Origin of the sequence: Pseudomonas sp. CFBP 13719, assembly GCF_014842095.1 — a bacterium.
Classification (GTDB): domain Bacteria; phylum Pseudomonadota; class Gammaproteobacteria; order Pseudomonadales; family Pseudomonadaceae; genus Aquipseudomonas.
On sequence record NZ_JACYVB010000001.1, the window covers coordinates 932259 to 955618 of the forward strand.

Consider the following 23360-nt stretch of genomic DNA (forward strand, 5'->3'; position numbering starts at 1 on the left):
TATAACCAACTCGACACGCCGACAGCGGAAACTGCGGCAAATGACCGCGCGAAACGCATGAACCAGGCATCGTTCAGGAACCGCATCCGGCCTGGCCAGTCTTACCCAGCACCTACAACAAGGAGTTTTCCATGCCCGTCATCACCCGCAGCGCCGCTTTGGTCCTTGGTGCGAGCCTGTTGGCCAGCCTTCCAGCACTGGCCGACGAAGCCCGCTACAACCAGATTTCCCTGCGCGCCGAGGTCAGCCAGGAAGTGCCCCGCGACCTGATGCTCGTGACCCTCTACAGCGAAGAGCAGAACGCCGACCCGGCCAAGCTCGCCGCCGGCATCACCGACACCTTGAACAAGGCCCTCGCCCAGGCCCGTGAAGTCAAGGGCGTGATCGTGCGCCAGGGCAGCCGCAACAGCTACCCGATCTATGACGACAAAGGCCAGACCATCACCGGCTGGCGCGAGCGCGCGGAAGTGCGCCTGGAAAGCGCCGACTTCCCCGCGCTGTCCAAACTCACCGGCGAACTGCTGCAGAATCTGAAAATGGGCGCCATGGACTTCTCGATCGCCGACAAGACCCGCAAGCAGAGCGAAGACGCCCTGCTCAAGGAAGCCGTCGCCGCGTTCAAGGCCCGTGCTCAACTGGCCACCGACGCCTTGGGTGGCAAGAGCTACAAGGTGGTCAATCTCAACCTCAACAGCGCTGGCTACCCGCGGCCCTACGCGTCTGCCCCGATGATGATGAAAGCCGCCCGTTCCGACGCTGCCCCGGTAACCCCGGACGTGGAAGCCGGCACCAGCGAGGTCAGCATCAACGCAGACGGTGTTATCGAAGTCGTGATGCCTTGATGCCCTGCCGCCCTTGATCGGGCGGCTCTACCCCTTGTTACCCTTCATCTGCCGAGGCCCCCATGCACATCCCCGCCTTCAAGCCCTTGCTCCTGACCGCTGCCCTCTGTGCCGGGATGCCCATGGCCCAAGCTGCGAGCACGCTGGTGTACTGCTCAGAAGCCAGCCCCGCCGGCTTCGACCCCAGCCAATACACCAGCGGCACCGATTTCGACGCTTCGGCGGAAACCGTCTTCAATCGCCTGACCCAGTTCAAGCGCGGCGGCACCGAAGTCGAGCCTGGCCTGGCCACCTCCTGGGACGTATCGGCAGATGGCCTGAGCTACACCTTTCACCTGCGCGAAGGGGTCAAGTTCCACACCACCGACTACTTCACGCCCAGCCGCGATTTCAACGCCGACGACGTGCTGTTCACCTTCCAGCGCCTGCTCGATCCCGAGCACCCCTTTCGCAAGGCCTACCCTTCGGAATCGCCCTATTTCACCGACATGGGCCTGAACACCAACATCAAATCGGTCAGCAAACAGGACGAGCACACCGTCGTCTTCACCCTCGCCACGGTCGATGCCGCGTTCGTGCAGAACCTGGCCATGAGTTTCGCCTCGGTGCAGTCCGCCGAATATGCCGCGCAGCTGCTCAAGCAGGGCAAGGCGGCCGACATCAATCAAAAACCGATCGGCACCGGCCCGTTCGTGTTCAAGCGCTATCAAAAGGATTCGCAGATCCGCTACGTTGCCAACAAGGCGTACTGGAAGCCCGAAGACGTCAAGCTGGACAACCTGATCTTCGCCATCAACACCGATGCCGCCGTGCGCCTGCAGAAACTCAAGGCCGGCGAATGCCAGGTCAGCGGCTATCCGCGGCCTGCCGACATCGAGGTGATGAAACAGGACCCCAACCTGCGTGTGCTCAGCCAGCCCGGCTTCAACCTGGGCTTTCTTGCCTACAACGTGACCCATCCGCCGCTCGATCAACTCAAGGTGCGTCAGGCACTGGACATGGCGATCGACAAGCCCGCCATCATCAAGGCGGTGTATCAGAGCGCCGGCCAACTGGCGCAGAACGCCCTGCCGCCCGCGCAATGGTCGTACGACACGAGCATCAAGGACGCACCCCACGACGTCACCAAGGCCCGCGCGCTGCTCAAGGAGGCGGGGATCAAGGAAGGCACGACTATCGACCTGTGGGCCATGACGGTGCAGCGCGCTTCCAACCCCAACGCACGCATGTCGGCGCAGATGATCCAGAGCGATTGGGCCAAGGTCGGCATCAAGGCCAACATCGTCAGTTACGAATGGGGCGAGTACATCAAGCGCGCCAAGAATGGCGAGCACGACACCATGATCTACGGCTGGACCGGCGACAACGGCGACCCTGACAACTGGCTCGGCGTGCTCTACAGCTGTGCGGCGGTCAAGGGCAGCAACTACGCCAAATGGTGCGACCCGGCCTACGACAAGCTGATCCAGCAGGCCAAGCTGAGCAGCGATCGCGACGAGCGTGTGAAGCTGTACCAGCAGGCGCAGCGCATCCTCAAGCAACAGGTACCGATCACACCCATCGCCAACTCCACGGTGTTCCAGCCCATGCGCAAGGAAGTGCAGGACTTCCGCATCAGCCCCTTCGGCCTGACGCCTTTCTATGGTGTCAGCCTCTCGCAGTGATACCTAACGCCCCATTGCAGTGCGCCAGCGTGGTGCAGTGGGGTCGATAAACGTGCGTTCTGCTGCAAAACGTTATTGATCGTGCGTTCAACTATCGAAAAAATTATATCGATGCGACATTCGTGTACGCCCGTCCCACCGTTTCAACCCCGATTCGATGCAAACAGTTGATTTGGGTATGCCGCCTGCATAAGTATCGGCCGGGTCGGCCCACAAGGTCGCCCTCATTCTTAAAATGACAACAACTGAGGCCACCATGCTCAAAACCGCGGTCATTCCGTTCATCGTCGGGGCCGGCCTGCTTGCCAGCGCCCCTTTCGCCCATGCTGCGAGCAACCTTGTATTCTGCTCCGAAGGCAGTCCGGCGGGTTTTGACCCGGCGCTGTATACCAGTGGCACGGATTTCGACGCTTCTGCAGAAACCGTCTTCAACCGTCTGAGCCAGTTCGAGCGTGGCGGCACCGCAGTCATTCCTGGCTTGGCGACGAGCTGGGACATCTCCGAAGACGCGCTGACCTATACCTTCCACCTGCGCGAAGGGGTCAAGTTCCACACCACCGACTACTTCAAGCCGTCCCGCGAATTCAACGCCGACGACGTGCTGTTCACGTTCAACCGCATGATCGACAAGAACATGCCGTTCCGCAAAGCCTATCCGACCGAGTTCCCGTATTTCACCGACATGGGCATGGACGAGAACATCACCAACATCGAGAAGCTCGACGAGCACACCGTGCGCTTCACCTTGAAGACCGTCGACGCCGCGTTCATCCAGAACATGGCAATGAGCTTCGCCTCGATCCAGTCCGCTGAATACGCCGCCCAGTTGCTCAAGCAGGGCAAAGCTGCCGACATCAACCAGAAGCCGATCGGCACTGGCCCGTTCGTGTTCAACCGCTACCAGAAAGACGCGCAGATTCGCTACAAGGGCAACAAGGACTACTGGAACCCGGCTGACGTGAAGATCGACAACCTGATCTTCGCCATCACCACCGATGCATCGGTGCGCATGCAGAAACTCAAGAAGAATGAGTGCCAGGTCAGCGTTTACCCACGCCCGGCCGACCTCAAGCCGCTCAAGGAAGACAAGAAGCTGCAGATGCCTGACCAGGCCGGCTTCAACCTGGGCTACATCGCCTACAACGTCACCCATGAACCGCTGGGCAACCTCAAGGTCCGCCAGGCGCTGGACATGGCCGTGAACAAGAAAAGCATCATCGAGGCCGTGTACCAGGGCGCCGGCCAGCTGGCAGTGAACGCCATGCCGCCGACCCAGTGGTCCTACGACGAAAGCATCAAGGACGCCGGCTACAACGTGGAAGAGGCCAAGAAGCTGCTCAAGGAGGCTGGCGTCAAGGAAGGTACCGAGATCACCCTGTGGGCGATGCCGGTGCAGCGTCCCTACAACCCCAACGCCAAGCTGATGGCCGAGATGCTGCAATCGGACTGGGCCAAGGTGGGTATCAAGGCCAAGATCGTCAGTTACGAATGGGGTGAGTACCTCAAGCGAGCCAAGGCCGGCGAGACCGATGCCATGCTCATCGGCTGGAGCGGCGACAACGGTGACCCGGACAACTGGCTGGGCACCCTGTACGGCTGCGACGCGGTGAACGGCAACAACTTCTCGAAGTGGTGCGACAAGGACTACGACCAGTTGATCAAGACCGCCAAGGCCACGCCCGACCAGGCCAAGCGCACCGAACTGTACAAGCAGGCTCAGGTGCGCCTCAAGGAACAGGTGCCGATCACCCCGATCGCGCACTCCACGGTCTACCAGCCCATGAGCGCCAAGGTCACCGACTTCAAGATCAGCCCCTTTGGTTTGAACTCGTTCTATGGCGTAGGCCTGAAGGACTGACCCCGGGCATCTCTCCTGACGCAGGCGGACGACGGACCGAAAGGTCCGTTGTCCACGTCGCTTGCACGAACGCCAGGATTTTTCCTACAGCACTACCGGAATACGCCGACATACACCTTAGTCAAATGGAACTAGCTTTCCTTGGCGACGGCCGTCCTATTCCTGCCAGGGGACTGGCGACCCACGATCGGAAAACAACAAGACAGGGACTATCATGCGACACACAAAGCTATGCTCCGCCATGCTCGCTCTGGGCCTGCTCGGCCAGGTCGGCCTCAGCCAGGCCGCGAACAGCCTGGTGTACTGCTCTGAAGGCAGCCCCGCAGGTTTCGACATCGCCCAGTACACCAGCGGCACCGACAACGATGCTTCGCAACCGATCTACAACCGCCTGACCGAATTCGAAAAAGGCGGGACCAGTGTCATTCCCGCACTGGCCACCAAATGGGACATCTCAGAGGATGGCCTGACCTACACCTTCCACCTGCGCGAAGGGGTCAAGTTCCACAGCAACGAGGCGTTCAAGCCGACCCGTGACTTCAACGCCGACGACGTGCTGTTCACCTTCAACCGCATGCTCGATCCCAACCAGCCGTTCCGCAAGGCCTACCCCACCGAGTTTCCCTACTTCGTCAGCATGAGCCTGGACAAGAACATCGCCAAGGTCGAGAAAGCCGACGACCACACCGTGGTGTTCACCCTCAACGCCGTGGATGCCGCGTTCGTGCAGAACATCGCCATGAACTTCGCCTCCATCCAGTCCGCCGAGTACGCCGATCAGCTGCTCAAGAGCGGCAACATGCGCGACATCAACCAGAAGCCGATCGGCACCGGTCCGTTCGCCTTCCAGCGTTACCAGAAGGACTCGCAGATCCGCTACAAGGCCAACCCGCAGTACTGGGACATGAGCCAGGTGAAGGTCGACCAACTGATCTTCGCCATCAACACCGATGCTTCGGTGCGCATGCAGAAGCTCAAGAAGAACGAGTGCCAGGTGACTGCCTACCCACGCCCCGCCGACCTTGCGGGCCTCAAGGCAGACCCCAAGCTCAAGGTCATGGAGCAGGCCGGCTACAACCTGGGCTACATCACCTACAACGTCCGCCACAAGCCGTTCGACCAGCTGGAAGTGCGCCAGGCGATGGACATGGCGGTGAACAAGGACGCCATCCTCAAGGCCGTCTACCAGGGTGCCGGGCAAAAAGCAGTCAATGCCATGCCGCCGACCCAGTGGTCCTACGACGAGAGCATCAAGGACGCGCCTTTCGACCCGGAGAAAGCCAAGCAGATGCTGCAGGCCGCCGGGGTCAAGGACGGCACCGAGATCACTCTCTGGGCCATGCCCGTGCAGCGGCCGTACAACCCCAACGCCAAGCTGATGGCTGAAATGCTGCAGGCCGACTGGGGCAAGATCGGCCTCAAGGTCAAGATCGTCAGCTACGAATGGGGTGAGTATCTGGACCGTACCAAGCGCGGCGAACACGACGTTTCGCTGATTGGCTGGACTGGCGACAACGGTGATCCGGACAACTGGTTGGGCACGCTGTACAGCTGCGATGCAATTGGCAGCAACAACTACTCGATGTGGTGCAACCAGGACTACGACAAGCTGGTGCAGCAGGCCAAGCGCGTGACTGATCGCGACGAGCGCAGCGTGCTCTATCGCCAGGCCCAACAGCTGCTCAAGCAGCAGGTGCCGATCACCCCGATCGCCCACTCCACGGTCAACCAGCCGGTCAGTGCCAAGGTCGACGGCTTCAAGGTCAGCCCATTCGGGCGTAACGATTTCGGCGGCGTAAGCGTCCGCGACTAGATAAGCCCAGCCTTCCCGAACCCATGGTAGTGCCATGGGTTTGGGGAGCTTTTGGCAAAAAAGAGCAAGCAAACGTTTGCAACTGTCACCACCCGCCATGGATTGGGCACAAGCCGCACTCGATAAAGCGGCAATAAAACCAAAAAATGTAAGGAGCTTCAGTTGAAAATCACCAAGAGAGCAGTACTCACGTTGTCCTTGAGCGGTTTCACGCCCCTGGCCCTGGCCGAAGAAGTCAGCCAGGCTTTCGTCCCTCTCACCGTCAAGACCAGCAGCGCCCAGGATGAAGCCCAGGGCTTCATCGAGGACTCGAGCCTGACCGGCTCGACGCGCAACTGGTTCGCCAAGGAAAAAGGCAAGCGCGGCCTGACCTGGGGCATCAACAAAGGCAACGGCGCCACCGAACGCACCGGCAGCCGCGACACCTGGGTGCAGGGCACCATCGTCAACTACACCTCGGGCTTTACCCAGGGCACGGTAGGTTTCAGCACCGAAGTGGCGGCCTACAACACCGTGGCTCTGGAGCAAGGCAAAGGCCGCGTGGCTGGCGGCGGCAACCGCACCCTGACCGACCACGACGGCGAAGTGGTCGACCAATGGACCAAGGCAGGCCTGGCCAACCTCAAGGCACGGGTTTCAAACACGGTAGTAACCGCCGGGCGTCAATCGCTGAACACACCCGTTCTTGCCTTCATCGGCAACCGTGCCCTGCCCTCCAGCTTCGAGGGTGTCAGCGTGCACAGCGCCGAGTTCGACAACCTCGATTTCGACGTCGGCACCTTCAGCCGGGTCTCGCCGCGCACCGAGCAGAGCCTGAGCAAATTCAGGACCGAGTACGGCAACGGCACAACCACCGACCAGGTCAACATCTTCGGCCTCAATTACCAGCCGCTGAAAAGCCTGACCACCAGCCTGTACGCGTCCAACGTCAAGGATGTCTGGAACCAGTACTACTTCGGCGCTTCCCATGAACTGGGCGATGCCTCGGTGCTGGGCCTGACCACCGGTTTCAACTACTACAAGACCAAGGATGCCGGCAGCTCGAAGATGGGCGCCATCGACAACGACACCTACAGCCTGTCGTTGACCGCGACGCACAAGGCGCACAGCCTGACCCTGGCCTTCCAGGAAGTGAACGGCGACGAATACTTCGACTATCTGCATGAAACCAACGCCATCTTCCTGGCCAACTCGTTGTTCTCGGACTACAACGGGCCGAACGAAAAATCCTTCCAGGTCGGCTACGGGCTGGACATGGCCAGCTATGGCGTACCGGGGCTCAAGTTCAGCGTCTACACCGCGCGCGGCTGGGGCATCGATGGCACGCGCTACAAGGGTGGCGGCTATGACGGCATTCAGGCTCAGGACGGCGAAAGCCATTACGAGTACGGCTTCGGCACCTCGTACGCCGTGCAGGGTGGGCCATTGAAGGCCAGCACCATCCGCGCGACCTACAGTGCCCACCGCGCCAGCGCCAATCAGGTCGATGGCAGCCTCAACGAGCTGCGCATCGTCACTACCATTCCGTTCCAGATTCTTTGATCGGCGAGCGCTGCCCGTGGTTCGACGAATCACGGGCAGCGGCTACGCTTACGTGCGATTGCGAGGGCAACGATGAAAACGCTATCACTCAAGGCTGCCGTAGCCGCCGCCCTGCTCGGCATGAGCCTGGGCGCCAGTGCCAAACCGCTGGTGGTCTGCACCGAAGCGAGTCCCGAAGGTTTCGATATCGTTCAGTACACCGGTGCGGTGACGGCCGATGCCTCAGCCGAAACGGTATTCAACCGCCTCGTCGACTTCGCGCCGGGCAGCACCGATATCCAGCCCGGCCTGGCACGAAGCTGGGACATCAGCGAAGACGGCAAGACCTACACTTTCCACCTGCGCGAGGGCGTGAAGTTCCATACCACGGACTACTTCAAGCCGACCCGCAGCCTGAATGCCGACGACGTGCTGTGGAGCTTTATGCGCCAGTTCGATGCCAACCACCCCTGGCATGACAAGTCGACCATGGGCTATCCGTACTTCGAATCGATGGGCATGGGTGAGTTGATCCAGAGCATCGACAAGCTCGACGAGCTGACCGTGCGTTTCGTGCTCAAGCGCCCGGAGGCGCCCTTCCTGCGCGACATGGCAATGGGCTTCACCTCGATCTACTCCGCCGAATATGCCGACCAGTTGCTCAAGACCGGCAAGACCGCCGAGCTGAACAGCAAGCCGATCGGCACCGGCCCCTTCGTGTTCGTGCGCTACAGCAAGGACGCCCAGGTTCGCTACAAGGCCAACCCCGACTATTACAACGGCAAGCCACCGGCCGACCCGCTGATCTTCGCCATCACCGTGGACAACAACGTGCGGGCGCAGAAGCTGCGCGCCAACGAATGCCAGCTTGCGGTGTACCCCAAGCCGGACGATGTGCCTGGCATGAAGACCGACCCGCAGCTCAAGGTCGCGGAAATGGACGCCCTGATGACCAGCTACGTGGCCATCAACACCACCCACAAGTACCTGAGCGACGTGCGCGTGCGCCAGGCCATCCAGATGGCCTTCGACAAGCAGACCTTCGTGCGTACGCTGTTCGGCGAAGGCAACGCAACGCCGGGCGTAGGCCCCTACCCGACCACCCTGCTGGGCTACAATCATTCCCTGAAGGACTTGCCCTACGATCCGGCCAAGGCCCGGGCGCTGCTCAAGGAAGCCGGCGTTCCGGAAGGTACGTCGTTCACCATCTTTGCGCGCAATGGCAGCAGCCCGACCAACCCCAATTCAAGCCTGGCGGCGCAACTGCTCCAGGCGGACCTGGCCAAGGTAGGCATCAAACTGGATATTCGCGTGCTGGAGTGGGGTGAGTTGATCAAGCGCCTGAAACTGGGCGAACATGACCTGGCTTTCTACGGTTGGGCCGGCGACAACGGCGACCCGGACAACTTTCTCAGCCCGAACCTGACGTGTGAAGCGGCGAAGAACGGCGAAAACGCCGCTCGCTGGTGCAACCCGGAGTTCGATGCACTGGTGAACAAGGCTCGCGAAGCCACTGAACCGGCAGCGCGCGCGGCGTTCTACGAACAGGCACAGGTCATTTTTCTCAAAGAGCAACCCTGGTTGAGCCTGGCGTATCCACGCCTGTTCTCGGCCATGCGCAAGAACGTCGAAGGCTTCCACATAAGCCCGATGACCAATAATAACTTCGCCACCACCCAGGTGAAGTAGAAAAAGACGCCCCGTTTCGGCGCCCACCCGGGCGGACGCGGGGCATGCCTAACCGGCTGATGAGGTACTACGCACGATGTTTAGTTTTATTGCCCGACGTGTGGGATTGCTGATCCCCACTTTCTTCGGCATCACGCTATTGACCTTCGCGTTGATACGCCTGATTCCCGGTGACCCTGTCGAAGTGATGATGGGCGAGCGTCGGGTCGACCCCGAAATGCACGCACAGGCGATGGAACGCCTGGGTCTGAACAAGCCCCTGTATGCTCAGTACCTGGACTACATCGGCAACCTTGCCCAGGGCAACCTGGGCGAGTCGCTGCGGACTCGGGAAAGCGTGTGGACCGAGTTCACCGCACTGTTTCCGGCCACCCTGGAGCTGTCCATCGCCGCGCTGATCTTCGCCGGCATTCTGGGCCTGCTCGCCGGGGTGATCGCCGCACTCAAGCGAGGCTCGCTGTTCGACCACGGGGTCATGGGCATCTCCCTGGCCGGCTATTCCATGCCGATCTTCTGGTGGGGCCTGATCCTGATCATGTTCTTCTCGGTGACCCTGGGCTGGACGCCGGTTTCCGGGCGCATCGACCTGCTGTACGACATCGAGCCGAAAACCGGCTTCATGCTCATCGACACGCTGTTCAGCGAAGACGAAGGCGCCTGGTGGGATGCCCTGCATCACCTGATTCTGCCAGCCATCGTACTGGGCACGATTCCCCTGGCGGTGATCGCGCGCATGACCCGTTCCTCGATGCTCGAAGTACTGCGCGAGGACTACGTGCGCACGGCGCGTGCCAAGGGCCTGTCGCCGGCCCGTGTGGTATTCGTGCACGGCCTGCGCAATGCGCTGATTCCGGTGCTCACGGTGTTCGGCCTGCAGGTCGGCACGCTGCTGGCCGGTGCGGTACTGACCGAAACCATTTTCTCCTGGCCGGGCATCGGCAAGTGGCTGATCGAGGCCATCGGCGCCCGTGACTACCCTGTCGTGCAGAACGGCATCCTGTTGATCGCCTGCCTGGTGATCCTGGTCAACTTCGTCGTGGATATCCTCTACGGCCTGGCCAACCCACGCATCCGTCATCAGCGTTGAGACCCTATCCATGACTACGAAAATCGAAACGGTAGCGGTGGATCAGAGCCTGCTCTATCCCTCCCCGTACAAGGAATTCTGGCAGGCTTTTGCCAAGAACAAGGGCGCCGTGGCCGGCCTGGTGTTCATGCTGATCATCGTCTTCTGCGCGCTGTTCGCGCCCTGGGTGGCACCGCACAATCCCAGCGAGCAGTACCGCGACTTTCTCCTGACCCCACCGGTATGGCTGGAAGGCGGCCAATGGCAGTTCATTCTGGGCACCGACGAACTGGGCCGCGATCTGCTTTCGCGCCTGATCCAGGGTTCGCGGCTGTCTCTGCTGATCGGCCTGTCGTCGGTGGTGATGTCGCTGATCCCGGGCATTCTCATGGGTCTGCTGGCCGGCTTTTTCCCACGCATCCTCGGGCCGTCGATCATGCGCCTGATGGACGTCATGCTGGCGCTGCCGTCGCTGCTGCTGGCAGTGGCCATCGTCGCCATTCTCGGCCCTGGCCTGATCAACACCGTGATCGCCATTGCCGTGGTGTCGCTGCCTTCCTACGTGCGCCTGACCCGCGCTGCGGTGATGGGTGAACTGAACCGCGACTACGTGACCGCCGCGCGGCTGGCCGGGGCAACGCTGCCACGGCTGATGTTCATCACCGTGCTGCCCAACTGCATGGCGCCGCTGATCGTGCAGGCCACCTTGAGTTTCTCCTCGGCGATTCTCGACGCCGCTGCGCTGGGCTTCCTGGGCCTGGGCGTGCAACCGCCGACGCCGGAATGGGGGACCATGCTGGCCTCGGCGCGGGACTACATCGAACGCGCCTGGTGGGTGGTGAGCCTGCCGGGCCTGACCATTCTGCTCAGCGTGCTGGCAATCAACCTGATGGGCGACGGGCTGCGCGATGCGCTGGACCCCAAACTCAAGAACGCCGCCTGAGGAGCCGACCATGTCACTTTTGAATATCAACAACCTCAACGTGCGCTTTGGCGACGCCAAGGCTGTGCCGGTCGTCGACGGGCTGGACCTCAGCGTGGACAAGGGCGAAGTGCTGGCCATCGTCGGCGAGTCGGGTTCGGGCAAGTCGGTGACCATGATGGCCTTGATGGGCCTGATCGACGCGCCCGGCATCGTCACGGCCGATTCGCTGCTGTTCGACGGCCACGACATGCTCAAGCTCAACGCACGGCAACGGCGCAAGGTGGTCGGCAAGGACCTGGCGATGATTTTCCAGGATCCGATGACCGCCCTGAACCCCAGCTACACCGTGGGCTTCCAGATCGAGGAGGTCTTGCGCCAGCATCTGGGCATGTCCGGCAAGGCCGCGCGCCAGCGGGCGCTGGAACTGCTCAAGAAGGTGGAAATTCCTGCGGCCGAAAGCCGTCTGGATGCCTACCCCCATCAACTGTCCGGTGGCATGAGCCAGCGCGTGGCAATTGCCATGGCGATTGCCGGCGAACCCAAGCTGCTGATCGCCGACGAACCGACCACTGCCCTGGATGTGACCATTCAGGCGCAGATCATGGAATTGCTCCTCAACCTGCAGCAAGAGCAGAACATGGGCCTGATCCTGATCACCCATGACCTGGCCGTGGTGGCCGAAACCGCCCAGCGCGTGTGCGTGATGTACGCCGGCCAGGCAGTGGAAGTGGGCCATGTGCCGCAACTGTTCGATATCCCTGCGCATCCCTACAGCGAAGCGCTGCTGATGGCCATCCCCGAGCACAGCGAAGGCGCGGAACGCCTGGCCACCCTGCCTGGCATCGTCCCGGGCCGCTACGACCGTCCGCAGGGCTGCCTGCTTTCGCCACGCTGCCCGTACGTGCGTGAAAACTGCCGCACCGAACGCCCTGCCCTGGATCAGAAAACCCAGAGCCTGGCGCGCTGTTTCTATCCACTCAATCAGGAGGTGGCGTAATGAGCGTCGTACTGACCGCCCGCGACCTGACTCGCCACTACAACGTCTCGGCCGGGCTGTTCAAGCCTGATGCCGTGGTGCGCGCCCTCAATGGCGTGTCCTTCGAGCTCGAAGCCGGCAAGACCCTTGCCGTGGTGGGTGAATCGGGCTGTGGCAAGTCGACCCTGGCCCGCGCGCTGACCTTGATCGAAGAGCCTTCGTCCGGGTCGCTGCAGATCGCCGGCCAGGAAGTCGCCGGCGCCAGCAAGGCCGAGCGCAAGCAATTGCGCAAGGACGTGCAGATGGTCTTCCAGAGCCCCTATGCCTCGCTCAATCCGCGGCAGAAGATCGGCGATCAGCTGGGTGAGCCATTGTTGATCAACACCTCGCTGAGCAAGGCCGAGCGACGCGAGAAGGTCCAGGCCATGATGCAACAGGTCGGCCTGCGGCCCGAGCACTACCAGCGCTACCCGCACATGTTTTCCGGTGGTCAGCGCCAACGTATTGCCCTGGCTCGTGCCATGATGCTGCAGCCAAAGGTGCTGGTCGCCGATGAGCCGACCTCGGCACTCGACGTGTCGATCCAGGCGCAGGTGCTGAACCTGTTCATGGACCTGCAACAGGAGTTCAACACGGCCTACGTGTTCATCTCGCACAACCTGGCGGTGGTGCGTCACGTGGCCGATCAGGTGCTGGTGATGTACCTGGGCCGGCCGGCGGAAATGGGGCCCAAGGAGGACATCTACACCCGGCCTCTGCACCCTTACACCCAGGCCCTGCTGTCGGCAACGCCGACCATCAAGCCCGATCCGCTCAAGCCCAAGATCAAGATCGTCGGCGAATTGCCCAACCCGTTGAATCCGCCGTCGGGCTGTGCGTTCCACAAGCGTTGCCCGTATGCCACCGAACGCTGCAGCACGGAAATCCCGGCGTTCCGGCCGGTGGATACGCGGCAAGTGGCGTGTCATTACGCCGAGCAGTTCCTGTAACGCTTCAAGGCCTCTTCGCTCGCTGTCGAAGAGGCCTTCTCCCTCCCCCTCCCCCCAGTGCATCCGCAGACGAATGTCTCTATGATGCCAAACATGATCAAAGACCCCTTCGCCCGCCTGAACCTCGATCGCGAGGTCATCACCGTCAGCCAGCTCAATGGCCGCGCCCGCGTATTGCTCGAAGACGTCTTCAGCAACATCTGGGTCGAAGGTGAAATCTCCAACCTGGCGCGTCCGGCGTCCGGCCACGTCTATTTCACCCTGAAGGACAGCGGCGCGCAGGTACGTTGCGCCTTGTTCAGGCAGAACGCCCAACGCGTGCGCCAGGTCCTCAAGGACGGCGCAGCGGTGAAGGTGCGTGGCAAGGTCTCGCTGTTCGAAGGCCGTGGCGACTATCAACTGATCCTCGACACCGTGGAGCCCGCCGGCGACGGCGCGCTGCGCATGGCGTTCGATGCGCTCAAGGTCAAGCTCGATGCCGAAGGCCTGTTCAGCAGCGAACGCAAGGTCGCGCTGCCGGCTCACCCGCAACGTATCGGGATCGTCAGCTCGCCGACCGGCGCGGTAATCCGCGACATCATCAGCGTGTTCCGTCGCCGTGCCCCGCAGATCCAGCTGACCCTGATCCCGACCGCCGTGCAGGGCCGCGAAGCCACTGCGCAGATCGTCCGCGCCCTGCGCCTGGCCGATGCGCGCGGGTTCGACGCGATCATCCTCGCCCGTGGCGGCGGTTCGCTGGAGGATCTCTGGTGCTTCAACGAAGAAGCCGTGGCGCGCGCCGTCGATGCCTGCGTGACGCCGATCGTCAGCGCCGTGGGTCACGAGACCGATGTGTCCATCAGCGACTTCGTGGCCGACGTGCGTGCCCCGACACCTTCGGCCGCCGCCGAACTGCTGGCCCCGGATGCCGGCGACCTGCAGCGCCGACTCGACAGCCTGCAGCGGCGCCTGGTGTTGCGCATGCACAATCGCCTGGCCCACGAACGCCTGCGTGTGGAAGGACTGACTCGTCGCCTGCGCCATCCCGGCGAGCGCCTGCGCCAACAGGCACAGCGCCTGGATGACCTGGACATGCGCATGCGCCGTGCCTTCGAGCGGCAGATGACCGCGCGCGGGCACCGCCTGGCACAGTTGCAGACGCGATTGGCGGGGCAGCACCCGGACCGAGTCCTGCGGCTGCTCAAACAGCGCCTGGATGGCCTGGCCGAGCGTCTGCCGCGGGCCATGCGCGACACCCTCAAGGCGCGTCGCCTGTTGCTGCAGAGCCAGGTGCAGACCCTGCACGTGGTCAGCCCATTGGCGACCCTGGGACGCGGCTACAGCATCCTGCTCGATGAGCGGGGCCAGGCCATCCGCAGCGCCGAACAGACTCAGCGCGGTCAATGCCTGATCGCAAGGCTCGGCGAAGGCGAGCTTGCCGTGCGCGTCGAGGACAATCACCTCACGCCCGTTACCCTTTCCCTACTGGATTGATCCATGCCGCGTTTTCTCGTTGTCGCCCTGCTGTTGTGCCTGTCTTCGTTCGCCCAGGCGGACAGCTACATCACCCGACTGTTGGACAAACCGGTGCCCGGCGGCGTGGCAGTGGTCGATCTGGGCAACGCCAACCAGGCGCCCAAGGCCACCTACGACGGCAAGCAGGTACTCGTGGTCAACGAGCAAGGCACCTGGCGGGCCATCGTTGGTATTCCATTGACGGTCAAGCCGGGCGCGGCGCAGTTGAGCGTGGCCGGGCGCACTGTCGCTTTTCAGGTGGGTAGCAAACAGTACCCGGAACAACGCATCACCCTGAAAAACACCCGGCAGGTGAACCCCAACCCGGCCGACCTCAAACGCATCGACGGCGAACTGGCCGAGCAGCTGCGCGCCTATCGCAGCTTCAGCGCCGGCACGCCGAGCAACCTGCTGCTGGACAAGCCTGTCAGCGGACCGCTGTCGAGCAAGTTCGGCGTGCGGCGGTTCTTCAACGGCGAGGAGCGCAATCCGCACTCGGGGCTGGATTTCGCGGTGCCGGCCGGCACGCCGATCAAGACCCCTGCCAATGGCAAGGTGATTCTGGTGGGTGATTACTTCTTCAATGGCAACACCGTGTTCGTCGACCATGGGCAGGGATTCATCAGCATGTTCTGTCACATGTCCAAGATCGACGTGAAGGTTGGCCAAAGCCTGGTGCGCGGTGCCGTGGTCGGCCGGGTCGGCTCCACCGGCCGCGCCACCGGACCGCACATGCACTGGAATGTCAGCCTCAACGATGCACGGGTCGATCCGGCGATCTTCATCAACGCCTTCCAGCCTTGATCCACCGGAAATCCCCTCAGCACTGCTTGACCTGTGGGAGCGGGCTCTGCCCGCGAAGGTCGCACCGTCGACCCAGCGCATCGCGCCGCCCCTTAAAGCCACGCAATCTCTGTCACCTCTTTCCAAATATTCAGCAATAAAATCTCGCCTACTCCAAGATACCCAACTCTCCTACCATTTTTCTCAACACCCTTGCCATTTTTCACCCCACTGGTTAGGGTTGAGGTCATGAACACTGCACACACCCTCATCCAGCTCCGCCAACACCGCAGCCTCTGCCTGGTCAGTGCACGACTGCCTGGCTGAAACGCGTCGCCTCGCCCCTTCACCTTTCGAATGACCGGCAGGCCCTTTCCCCAGGCTGCTCACCAAGGATTTCCACCATGTCCATGCTCAAAGACCCGTCGCAGAAGTACCGTGCGTTCCCGACGATCGACCTGCCCGACCGCACCTGGCCGTCGAAAGCCATCACCGTGGCGCCCATCTGGTGCAGCTCCGATCTGCGCGACGGCAATCAGTCGCTGATCGAGCCCATGGACGCAGCCAAGAAGCTGCGCTTCTGGAAAACCCTGGTCGCCGTTGGCGTGAAGGAAATCGAAGCGTCCTTCCCTTCCGCGTCGCAGACCGATTTCGATTTCGTCCGCAGCCTGATCGAAGAGGGCCACATCCCGGACGACACGACCATTCAGGTGTTGACCCAGGCCCGCGAAGACCTCATTGCGCGTACCTTCGAATCGCTCAAGGGCGCCAAGAAGGCCATCGTTCACCTGTACAACGCCACGTCGCCGTCTTTCCGCAAGATCGTGTTCAACCAGGACAAGCAGGGTGTCAAGGACATCGCGGTAAATGCCGCCAAGCTGTTCGTCAAATACGCCGCCCAGCAGCCTGAAACCCAGTGGACCTTCCAGTACTCGCCGGAGACCTTCAGCGCCACCGAGCTTGAGTTCGCCAAGGAAGTCTGCGATGCGGTGATCGAGGTGTGGAATCCCACCCCGCAGAACAAGGTCATCCTCAACCTGCCGGCCACCGTAGAGGTGTCCACGCCCAACATCTACGCCGACCAGATCGAGTGGTTCGGTCGCCATATCAACCGCCGCGACAGCGTGCTGTTGAGCCTGCACACGCACAACGACCGTGGCACCGGCGTGGCTGCGACCGAGCTGGGCCTGATGGCCGGTGCGGATCGCGTCGAAGGCTGCCTGTTCGGCAACGGCGAACGTACCGGTAACGTCGACCTGGTGACCCTCGGCTTGAACCTGTACACCCAGGGCGTCGATCCCGAGCTGGACTTTTCCGACATCGACGGTATCCGCAAGGTGGTCGAAGAGTGCAACCAATTGCCGGTGCATCCTCGTCATCCGTACGTGGGCGATCTGGTTCACACCGCGTTCTCCGGCTCGCACCAGGATGCCATCCGCAAGGGGTTCACCCAGCAGAAGGAAGGCACGTTGTGGGAAGTGCCTTACCTGCCGATCGACCCGGCCGACATCGGTCGCAGCTACGAGGCGGTCATCCGCGTGAACAGTCAGTCGGGCAAGGGTGGTATCACCTACCTGCTCGAACAGGAATACGGCATCAGCCTGCCGCGCCGCATGCAGATCGAGTTCAGCCAGGTGGTACAGGGTGAAACCGACCGCCTGGGCCTCGAGATGACTGCCCAGCAGATCTACGCCTTGTTGCGTAAAGAGTATCTGCAGGCCAACACCCCTTATGCGCTGATCAGTCATCGGTTGCAGGAAGAAAACGGCAACAGCGCCGTGGACGTCGAAGTGCACAGTGACGGAGAAACCCAACACTGGCGTGGCAAGGGCAACGGCGCGCTGGAAGCGCTGGTCGCCTCCATGCCAATCGCCGTCGAGATCATGGACTACAACGAACACGCCATCGGCGCAGGTACCAACGCCAAGGCTGCTGCCTACATCGAACTGCGCGTGGCCGGTGGTCGTCCCGTGCATGGCGTGGGCGTGGATGAAAACATCACCACCGCAAGCTTCAAGGCGCTGTTCAGCGCCCTGAACCGCTCGCTGAGCCAGCAGGATGCGAAAGCGGCCTGATACGGGCAGCCGCACAAGAACCGGCCCTTCAGGGCCGGTTTTTTTATGCCTGCGCTACCCCGTAGGAGCGGTCATCGGCCGCGAAAAACACACCGCAGTGTGTCAGGCATAACGCCATGAACCCTTCGCGGCCACGGACCGCTCCCACAAGGGATCGCAGCCCTCCGTGGGAGCGGTCATTGGCCGCGAATAAGTCGCTGCGGTGAATCCTGCTTAGCGGAGCTCGAACTCATCGGCATCCAGATCGGCTGGAAACTTGCTTCGGTAGGCATGCAGTGCCTGAGCATTCAGACCTATGTGGAACACCCCATCGGCTTCTCCTGCGCAGAGCAAGGATTCGCCCTGGAAGTCCAACACCTGGCTGTCACCCGTGTACGCAAAGCCCTTGCCATCGGTGCCCACGCGGTTCACCGCCGCCACGTAGCAGAGGTTCTCGATCGCCCGGGCCGGCAGCAGGCGGTTCCAGTGCATGCGTCGCGCGCCTGGCCAATTGGCCGTGTACAGCAGCAGATCGGTGCCTTGGGCATCACGGCTCCACACCGGAAAACGCAGGTCGTAGCAGATCAACGGACGCACGCGCCAGCCCTTAACGGAAAACACCGCCTGAAGCTCACCAGCACTGTAGTGCTCGTGCTCTCCAGCCATGCGAAACAGATGACGCTTGTCGTAATGCAGCATCTGGCCATCCGGGCACGCCCACAACAGGCGATTGCGGTAGCTGCCGTCGGCAGCCTGAACGATCACGCTGCCGGTCACCACCGCGTCGAGCTTGGCGGCCCATGCCAACAGCCAGTCGTGGGTCACTCCATTCTTCGGCTCGCACAGGCTCTTGGACTCCATCGAGAACCCGGTGGTGAACATCTCCGGCAGAACCACCAGATCCGCACCCCGCGCCTGCTCGAGCAAGGCATCGAAGTGCTCGAGATTGGCTTCGCGGTCGTGCCAGGCCAACTGGGTTTGTACCAACGCGATCCTGAGCTCGGGAGCCTGTGCGGCCAAGGTCGCTTCATCTGGATTTGGCGTGGCTTCGCTTAGATTCGGCATAGTTTGTAGGCTGCCTCGCGCAGCGTCTCCTCGCGTTTGGCGAAACACAATCGGATCAGGCGCTGTTGCGCTACCGGAGTGCGATAGAAGACCGACACCGGAATGCTCGCCACCCCGTGCTCGCGCGTCAGCCACTGCGCCATGTCGACGTCGTTCAGGTCGGGCCGGATCGCTGCATAGTCGACCAGCTGGAAGTAGGTACCAGGCGTGGGTGTAAACGTGAATCGCGAATCCGCCAGCAGGTCGCAGAGAAGATCACGCTTGCCTTGATAGAAAGCCGGCAGCTCGTCCACGTGTCCCGGCTGTTGGGCCATGTAGTCGGCCAAGGCGTATTGCAGCGGCGTGACCCCGCAGAAGCTGACGTACTGGTGCACCTTGCGCAGTTCCCGGGTCAGGGCGGGCGGTGCGATCACATAGCCAGTTTTCCAACCTGTGACGTGGTAGGTCTTGCCGAACGAACTGACCACGAACGCGCGCTCGTACAAGCGTTCATGGGCGAGCACGCTGGCGTGGGCAGCACCATCGAATACCAGGTGCTCATAGACTTCGTCGCTGAGCATGTAGATGTCGCGGTCGGCGATCAGTGCCGCCAATCGGTCCAGTTCCGCAGCACTGATCAAGGCACCGCTGGGATTATGCGGCGAGTTGATGACGATCATGCGGGTGCGCGAGGTAATCGCATCGTTCAACCGCTGCCAGTCGATCGTGAAGTTCTCGGCATCCAACTGCACATGCACGCAGGTGCCGCCAGCCAGCTCGACCGAGGGTTCGTAGCTGTCGTAGCAGGGATCGAACACGATGACTTCATCGCCGTGGCGAATGACCGCCTGGATCGCGCAGAAAATTGCCTGGGTTGCACCGGGTGTGATGGTGATCTCGGTTTCGGCGTTCACGCAGCGTCGGTACAGACGCTCGACCTTTGCCGCCACCTGTTCGCGCAAGGCCGGTAGGCCGGTCATGGGCGAGTACTGGTTGTGGCCTGCCAGCACGTGGCGACCCACCGCCTCGAGCAAGGCGGGCGGACCGTCGAAATCCGGAAAACCCTGGGACAGGTTCAATGCGCCGGTTTGGGTGGCAAGTTGCGACATGGTAGTGAAGATGGTGGTGCCGACATTCGGCAGCTTGCTGCTGATCATGTGCCGCTCCCTGGAAAAACGTCCTCCAGTGTAGCAGGCAGACCGCATCCACCGCCGACGCGGCTTGCGCCGCATGTCAGACCAATCAGCGCTTGTCGCGGCGCTTCTTGTCGGCCTTCTTGTGGTGCGACATCAGGCGGCGCTTCTTGTTGACCTGGCGATCGGTGAGGGTGTTCTTGTTACCCTCGTACGGGTTCTCGCCACCCTTGAACTCGATACGGATCGGCGTACCGACCAGCTTGAGCACCCGGCGATAGGTGTTTTCCAGGTAACGCACATATGACTTGGGCACCCGCTCCACCTGGTTGCCGTGGATCACGATCAACGGTGGGTTGGCCCCACCCAAGTGCGCGTAGCGCAGCTTGATGCGACGGCTGTTGACCATCGGTGGCTGGTGCTCCTGCACCGCATCCTCGAGGATCTGCGTCAGGCGGCTGGTTGGCCAACGCGTGATCGCCGACTTGAACGAAGCCTGCACCGACGCATACAAGTTACCCACACCGGTGCCGTGCAGCGCCGAGATGAAGTGGATGTCGGCAAAGTCGACGAAGAACAACCGCCGCTCCAGCTCGACCTTCACATAGTCGCGCTCGCTGGGCTGCATGCCATCCCACTTGTTCAGCGCGATGACGATGGCGCGACCGGTTTCCAGGGCGAAACCCAGCAGGTTCAAGTCATGGTCGACCACACCTTCGCGGGCGTCCATGACGAAGATAACCACGTTGGCGTCCTTGATCGCCTGCAACGTCTTGACCACCGAGAACTTCTCGACTTCCTCGTGGATCTTGCCGCGCTTGCGCACACCGGCCGTGTCGATCAGCGTGTATTTCTCTTCGTTGCGCTCGAAGGGAATGTAGATGCTGTCCCGGGTAGTGCCCGGCTGGTCATAGACGATGACCCGGTCTTCACCGAGCATGCGGTTGACCAGGGTCGACTTGCCGACGTTGGGCCGACCGATGATGGCGATCTTGATGCCATCCTTCTCGCTCGGGCCCGGGATGCGCACGGCTTCCTCGCCTTCGGCCACATCGGCTTCGAGGTCGACTTCGTCATCGTCGCGTGGAAACTCGCCCAAGGCGGCCTCGAGCAAGGTGTTGAGGCCGCGGCCCTGAGCACCGGCCACGGGAATCGCGTCGCCCATGCCCAACGGGGCAAATTCGGCCTTGGCCATTTCCGGGTCGACGTTGTCGACCTTGTTGGCCACCAGCAACGAGCGCTTGTTACGCTTGCGCAGGTGTTCGGCAATCATCTGGTCGGCGGCGGTGAAACCGGCGCGCGCGTCGACCAGGAACATCACGACATCGGCTTCTTCGATGGCCAGCAGCGACTGCTCGGCCATCTTTTCGTCCATGCCGTGCTCGTCACCGGAAATACCACCGGTGTCGACCAGAATGTAGGAACGCCCTTGCCAGCGCGCCTCACCGTATTGGCGATCACGGGTAAGACCAGACAGGTCGCCGACAATGGCGTCACGGCTCTTGGTCAGGCGGTTGAACATGGTGGATTTGCCGACGTTGGGTCGGCCCACCAGGGCGATTACGGGAACCATGCGGCTCTCCACTGCGTTGATTCAGAAAATACAAAGGCCGCTGCAGGCAGCGGCCGGAGTTCGAGGCGCTTCAAAGGAAGCGGCTTCCCGACACCCGCGGGTGTCAGCAAGCATAGTCAATCACTGCTTGACGGTCAGGGCTTCCAGCTTGCCACTGTTGCCGAAAATATAAAGCATGTCACCGACGACCAGCGGGCGAGCCCGCACGCCATCGCTGTCGACCCGGGTGCGGCTGACGAAACGACCGTCTACCTGGCTCAACAGATGGACATAACCTTCCAGGTCGCCCACTGCGATGTAGCTGGAAAACACTTCGGGCGCCGACAGCTGACGACGGGCCAGCTGGTCGTTGCTCCACAGGGCGGTGGTGGAACGCTCGTCGACGCCCTCCACGGTTCCCGAGGCCAGGCTGGTGTAGACGTTGCCGAAGCCCTGCGCGACACCTGCGTAGCTGGATGCATCGCGCTGCCACAGCACGCGTCCGCTTTCCAGATCCAGGCCGGCCATGCGGCCCTGGTAGGTAGTCACATACAGCGTACCGCCGGACAGCAGCAGGCCGCCGTCGATATCGACCACGCGATCCAGCTCGGAACGGCCCTGCGGCACGGCAACCCGCGCTTCCCAGACCGGCACGCCGTTGGAGATGTCGAGTGCCACGACCTTGCCAGTCGACAGACCGGCGATCGCCAGCTGGTTGGTCACCAGCGGCGCGCCGGTGCCACGCAGGGTCAGGACCGCAGGAGTGCTGTCGTACAGCCAGCGCTGATCACCGGTGCTGGCGTCCAGACCAATCAGACGATCGTCCTGGGTCTGCACTACCACGACGTTGCCGTTGTTGGCCGGTGGCGCCAGCACTTCGCTGTTCACCCGCTTTTTCCAGCGCTGTTCGCCAGTGTCGGCGTCGAGTGCAATCACGTCGCCGCGCAAGGTGCCCAGGGTCAGCAGGCCGTAGCCCACACCGACGGCACCGGAAACCGGCTGGTCCAGATCCTTTTTCCACAACACGTCACCGGTCATGCGGTTCATCGCGACCACTTCGCCAGTTACATCGGCGGCGTAGATACGGTCGTTCTCGACGGCCGGCACGAGCATGTTGTAGGTCTTGCCTTGGCCATCACCGATCCCGCGGCTCCAGACCTTCTGCAAGGACACTTCTTCCTTGAAGTCGGTGAGCTCGGCCGGTGGCAGTTCCTTCTTGCTGTTGCTGCTGCAACCCACGGCCATCAAGGCCAGGGCCAGCAATGCTGCATGTTTCCAACGGATCACGTCACGCATCCCCTTTGGCCAGGTCGTCGAGCTTGATTTGAAGGCCACCGACCGCCGCTTCATCGGACAGCGCAGCCTTGGCTTTTTGATACGCGGCATAGGCGTCGTCGCTGCGGCCCAGTTGCACCAGCAGGTCGCCCTTGAGCTCTTCGCGGGCCGCCAGGAAGGCCTTGTCGGTGTCGCCGTCGAGCAGCTTCAAGGCCTCTTCAGCCTTGTTCTGCGCGGCCATGACCTGTGCCAGACGCTGACGCGCAACCTCACCCAAGGTCGTGTCGGCTGGCTTGTCGACCACCGTCTTGAGTTCGGCTGCAGCGTCGTCGAGCTTGCCAGCATCGACGGCGGCCTTGGCCAGGAACAGACTGGCGTACTGCGCGTAGGCAGTACCGCCGAACTCGTTCTTGAGCTTGCCGGCCAGATCCGCCACTTGGGCGGTATCAGGCTTGCCAGTCGGGGTCAGGCTGGCTTCCAGCAACTGCTGGTACAGGTTGGAAGCGCTCTGCGACTGGTTGCTCTGGTATCGGGTCCAGGCTTGCCAGCCGAACACGATGACCAGGGCCAGCAGGCCACCGGTCACCAAGGGCTTGCCGTTACGCTGCCACCAGTCCTTGAGTTCGCCCATTTGTTCGTCTTCGGTACTCGACACCCCAATGCTCCTATTCGCGCAAATGCT

18 protein-coding genes are annotated in these 23360 nt (G+C 62.0%); 13 read left to right on the forward strand and 5 right to left on the reverse strand.

Annotated elements, in window-relative coordinates; translation table 11 throughout:
• Window positions 1-131: 131 nt before the first annotated feature.
• The 13 genes from IFT57_RS04400 to leuA all read left to right on the forward strand — a co-directional run bounded on the left by IFT57_RS04400 (window position 132) and on the right by leuA (window position 17695).
• Entirely contained in the window at window positions 132-842 is a 711-nt protein-coding gene (locus tag IFT57_RS04400) for an SIMPL domain-containing protein (RefSeq protein ID WP_122479527.1), read from the forward strand.
• 62 nt (window positions 843-904) lie between these two features.
• Window positions 905-2506 (forward strand): ABC transporter substrate-binding protein, encoded by a 1602-nt coding sequence (locus IFT57_RS04405; RefSeq protein WP_192150671.1) that lies wholly within the window; start codon window positions 905-907, stop codon window positions 2504-2506.
• Window positions 2507-2762: 256 nt separating this feature from the next.
• The gene (locus tag IFT57_RS04410; protein WP_192150673.1) at window positions 2763-4364 is read left to right on the forward strand and encodes an ABC transporter substrate-binding protein; all 1602 of its coding nucleotides are present in this window, start codon (window positions 2763-2765) and stop codon (window positions 4362-4364) included.
• A gap of 214 nt (window positions 4365-4578) precedes the next feature.
• Window positions 4579-6177 carry an ABC transporter substrate-binding protein gene (locus tag IFT57_RS04415; RefSeq protein ID WP_192150675.1) on the forward strand — a complete coding sequence of 533 codons (1599 nt, stop codon included), beginning with the start codon at window positions 4579-4581 and terminating at the stop codon, window positions 6175-6177.
• A gap of 162 nt (window positions 6178-6339) precedes the next feature.
• Window positions 6340-7719, forward strand: a complete 1380-nt coding sequence (locus IFT57_RS04420) for an OprD family porin (RefSeq protein WP_192150677.1) — start codon at window positions 6340-6342, stop codon at window positions 7717-7719.
• 72 nt (window positions 7720-7791) lie between these two features.
• Window positions 7792-9387 (forward strand): ABC transporter substrate-binding protein, encoded by a 1596-nt coding sequence (locus tag IFT57_RS04425; RefSeq protein ID WP_192150679.1) that lies wholly within the window; start codon window positions 7792-7794, stop codon window positions 9385-9387.
• 76 nt (window positions 9388-9463) lie between these two features.
• Window positions 9464-10474 (forward strand): ABC transporter permease subunit, encoded by a 1011-nt coding sequence (locus tag IFT57_RS04430; protein WP_122479533.1) that lies wholly within the window; start codon window positions 9464-9466, stop codon window positions 10472-10474.
• 10 nt (window positions 10475-10484) lie between these two features.
• Window positions 10485-11396: an ABC transporter permease subunit gene (locus IFT57_RS04435; protein WP_049861914.1), complete on the forward strand. Its 912-nt coding sequence runs from the start codon at window positions 10485-10487 to the stop codon at window positions 11394-11396.
• Between the two features lie 10 nt (window positions 11397-11406).
• On the forward strand, window positions 11407-12375 hold the full coding sequence (locus IFT57_RS04440) for an ABC transporter ATP-binding protein (RefSeq protein WP_122479534.1): 969 nt from the start codon (window positions 11407-11409) through the stop codon (window positions 12373-12375).
• Window positions 12375-13343, forward strand: a complete 969-nt coding sequence (locus tag IFT57_RS04445; RefSeq protein ID WP_122479535.1) for a peptide ABC transporter ATP-binding protein — start codon at window positions 12375-12377, stop codon at window positions 13341-13343. Before IFT57_RS04440 ends, IFT57_RS04445 begins: the two co-directional genes overlap by 1 nt.
• A 93-nt stretch (window positions 13344-13436) precedes the next feature.
• The gene (gene xseA / locus IFT57_RS04450; RefSeq protein WP_122479737.1) at window positions 13437-14816 is read left to right on the forward strand and encodes an exodeoxyribonuclease VII large subunit; all 1380 of its coding nucleotides are present in this window, start codon (window positions 13437-13439) and stop codon (window positions 14814-14816) included.
• A gap of 3 nt (window positions 14817-14819) precedes the next feature.
• Window positions 14820-15641 carry a M23 family metallopeptidase gene (locus tag IFT57_RS04455; protein ID WP_192150681.1) on the forward strand — a complete coding sequence of 274 codons (822 nt, stop codon included), beginning with the start codon at window positions 14820-14822 and terminating at the stop codon, window positions 15639-15641.
• A gap of 383 nt (window positions 15642-16024) precedes the next feature.
• Window positions 16025-17695, forward strand: a complete 1671-nt coding sequence (gene leuA, locus IFT57_RS04460; RefSeq protein WP_192150683.1) for a 2-isopropylmalate synthase — start codon at window positions 16025-16027, stop codon at window positions 17693-17695.
• 213 nt (window positions 17696-17908) lie between these two features.
• Here the strand turns inward: leuA and IFT57_RS04465 are convergent, their stop codons facing one another.
• The 5 genes from IFT57_RS04465 to IFT57_RS04485 all read right to left on the reverse strand — a co-directional run bounded on the left by IFT57_RS04465 (window position 17909) and on the right by IFT57_RS04485 (window position 23333).
• The gene (locus IFT57_RS04465; RefSeq protein WP_192150685.1) at window positions 17909-18739 is read right to left on the reverse strand and encodes an amidohydrolase; all 831 of its coding nucleotides are present in this window, start codon (window positions 18737-18739) and stop codon (window positions 17909-17911) included.
• Window positions 18727-19875 (reverse strand): pyridoxal phosphate-dependent aminotransferase, encoded by a 1149-nt coding sequence (locus IFT57_RS04470; protein WP_192150687.1) that lies wholly within the window; start codon window positions 19873-19875, stop codon window positions 18727-18729. Before IFT57_RS04470 ends, IFT57_RS04465 begins: the two co-directional genes overlap by 13 nt.
• An 85-nt stretch (window positions 19876-19960) precedes the next feature.
• On the reverse strand, window positions 19961-21424 hold the full coding sequence (gene der, locus IFT57_RS04475) for a ribosome biogenesis GTPase Der (protein WP_122479541.1): 1464 nt from the start codon (window positions 21422-21424) through the stop codon (window positions 19961-19963).
• A gap of 120 nt (window positions 21425-21544) precedes the next feature.
• Window positions 21545-22699 (reverse strand): outer membrane protein assembly factor BamB, encoded by a 1155-nt coding sequence (gene bamB, locus IFT57_RS04480; protein WP_199868688.1) that lies wholly within the window; start codon window positions 22697-22699, stop codon window positions 21545-21547.
• Window positions 22692-23333 carry a tetratricopeptide repeat protein gene (locus IFT57_RS04485; RefSeq protein WP_122713482.1) on the reverse strand — a complete coding sequence of 214 codons (642 nt, stop codon included), beginning with the start codon at window positions 23331-23333 and terminating at the stop codon, window positions 22692-22694. Before IFT57_RS04485 ends, bamB begins: the two co-directional genes overlap by 8 nt.
• Window positions 23334-23360: the final 27 nt, after the last annotated feature.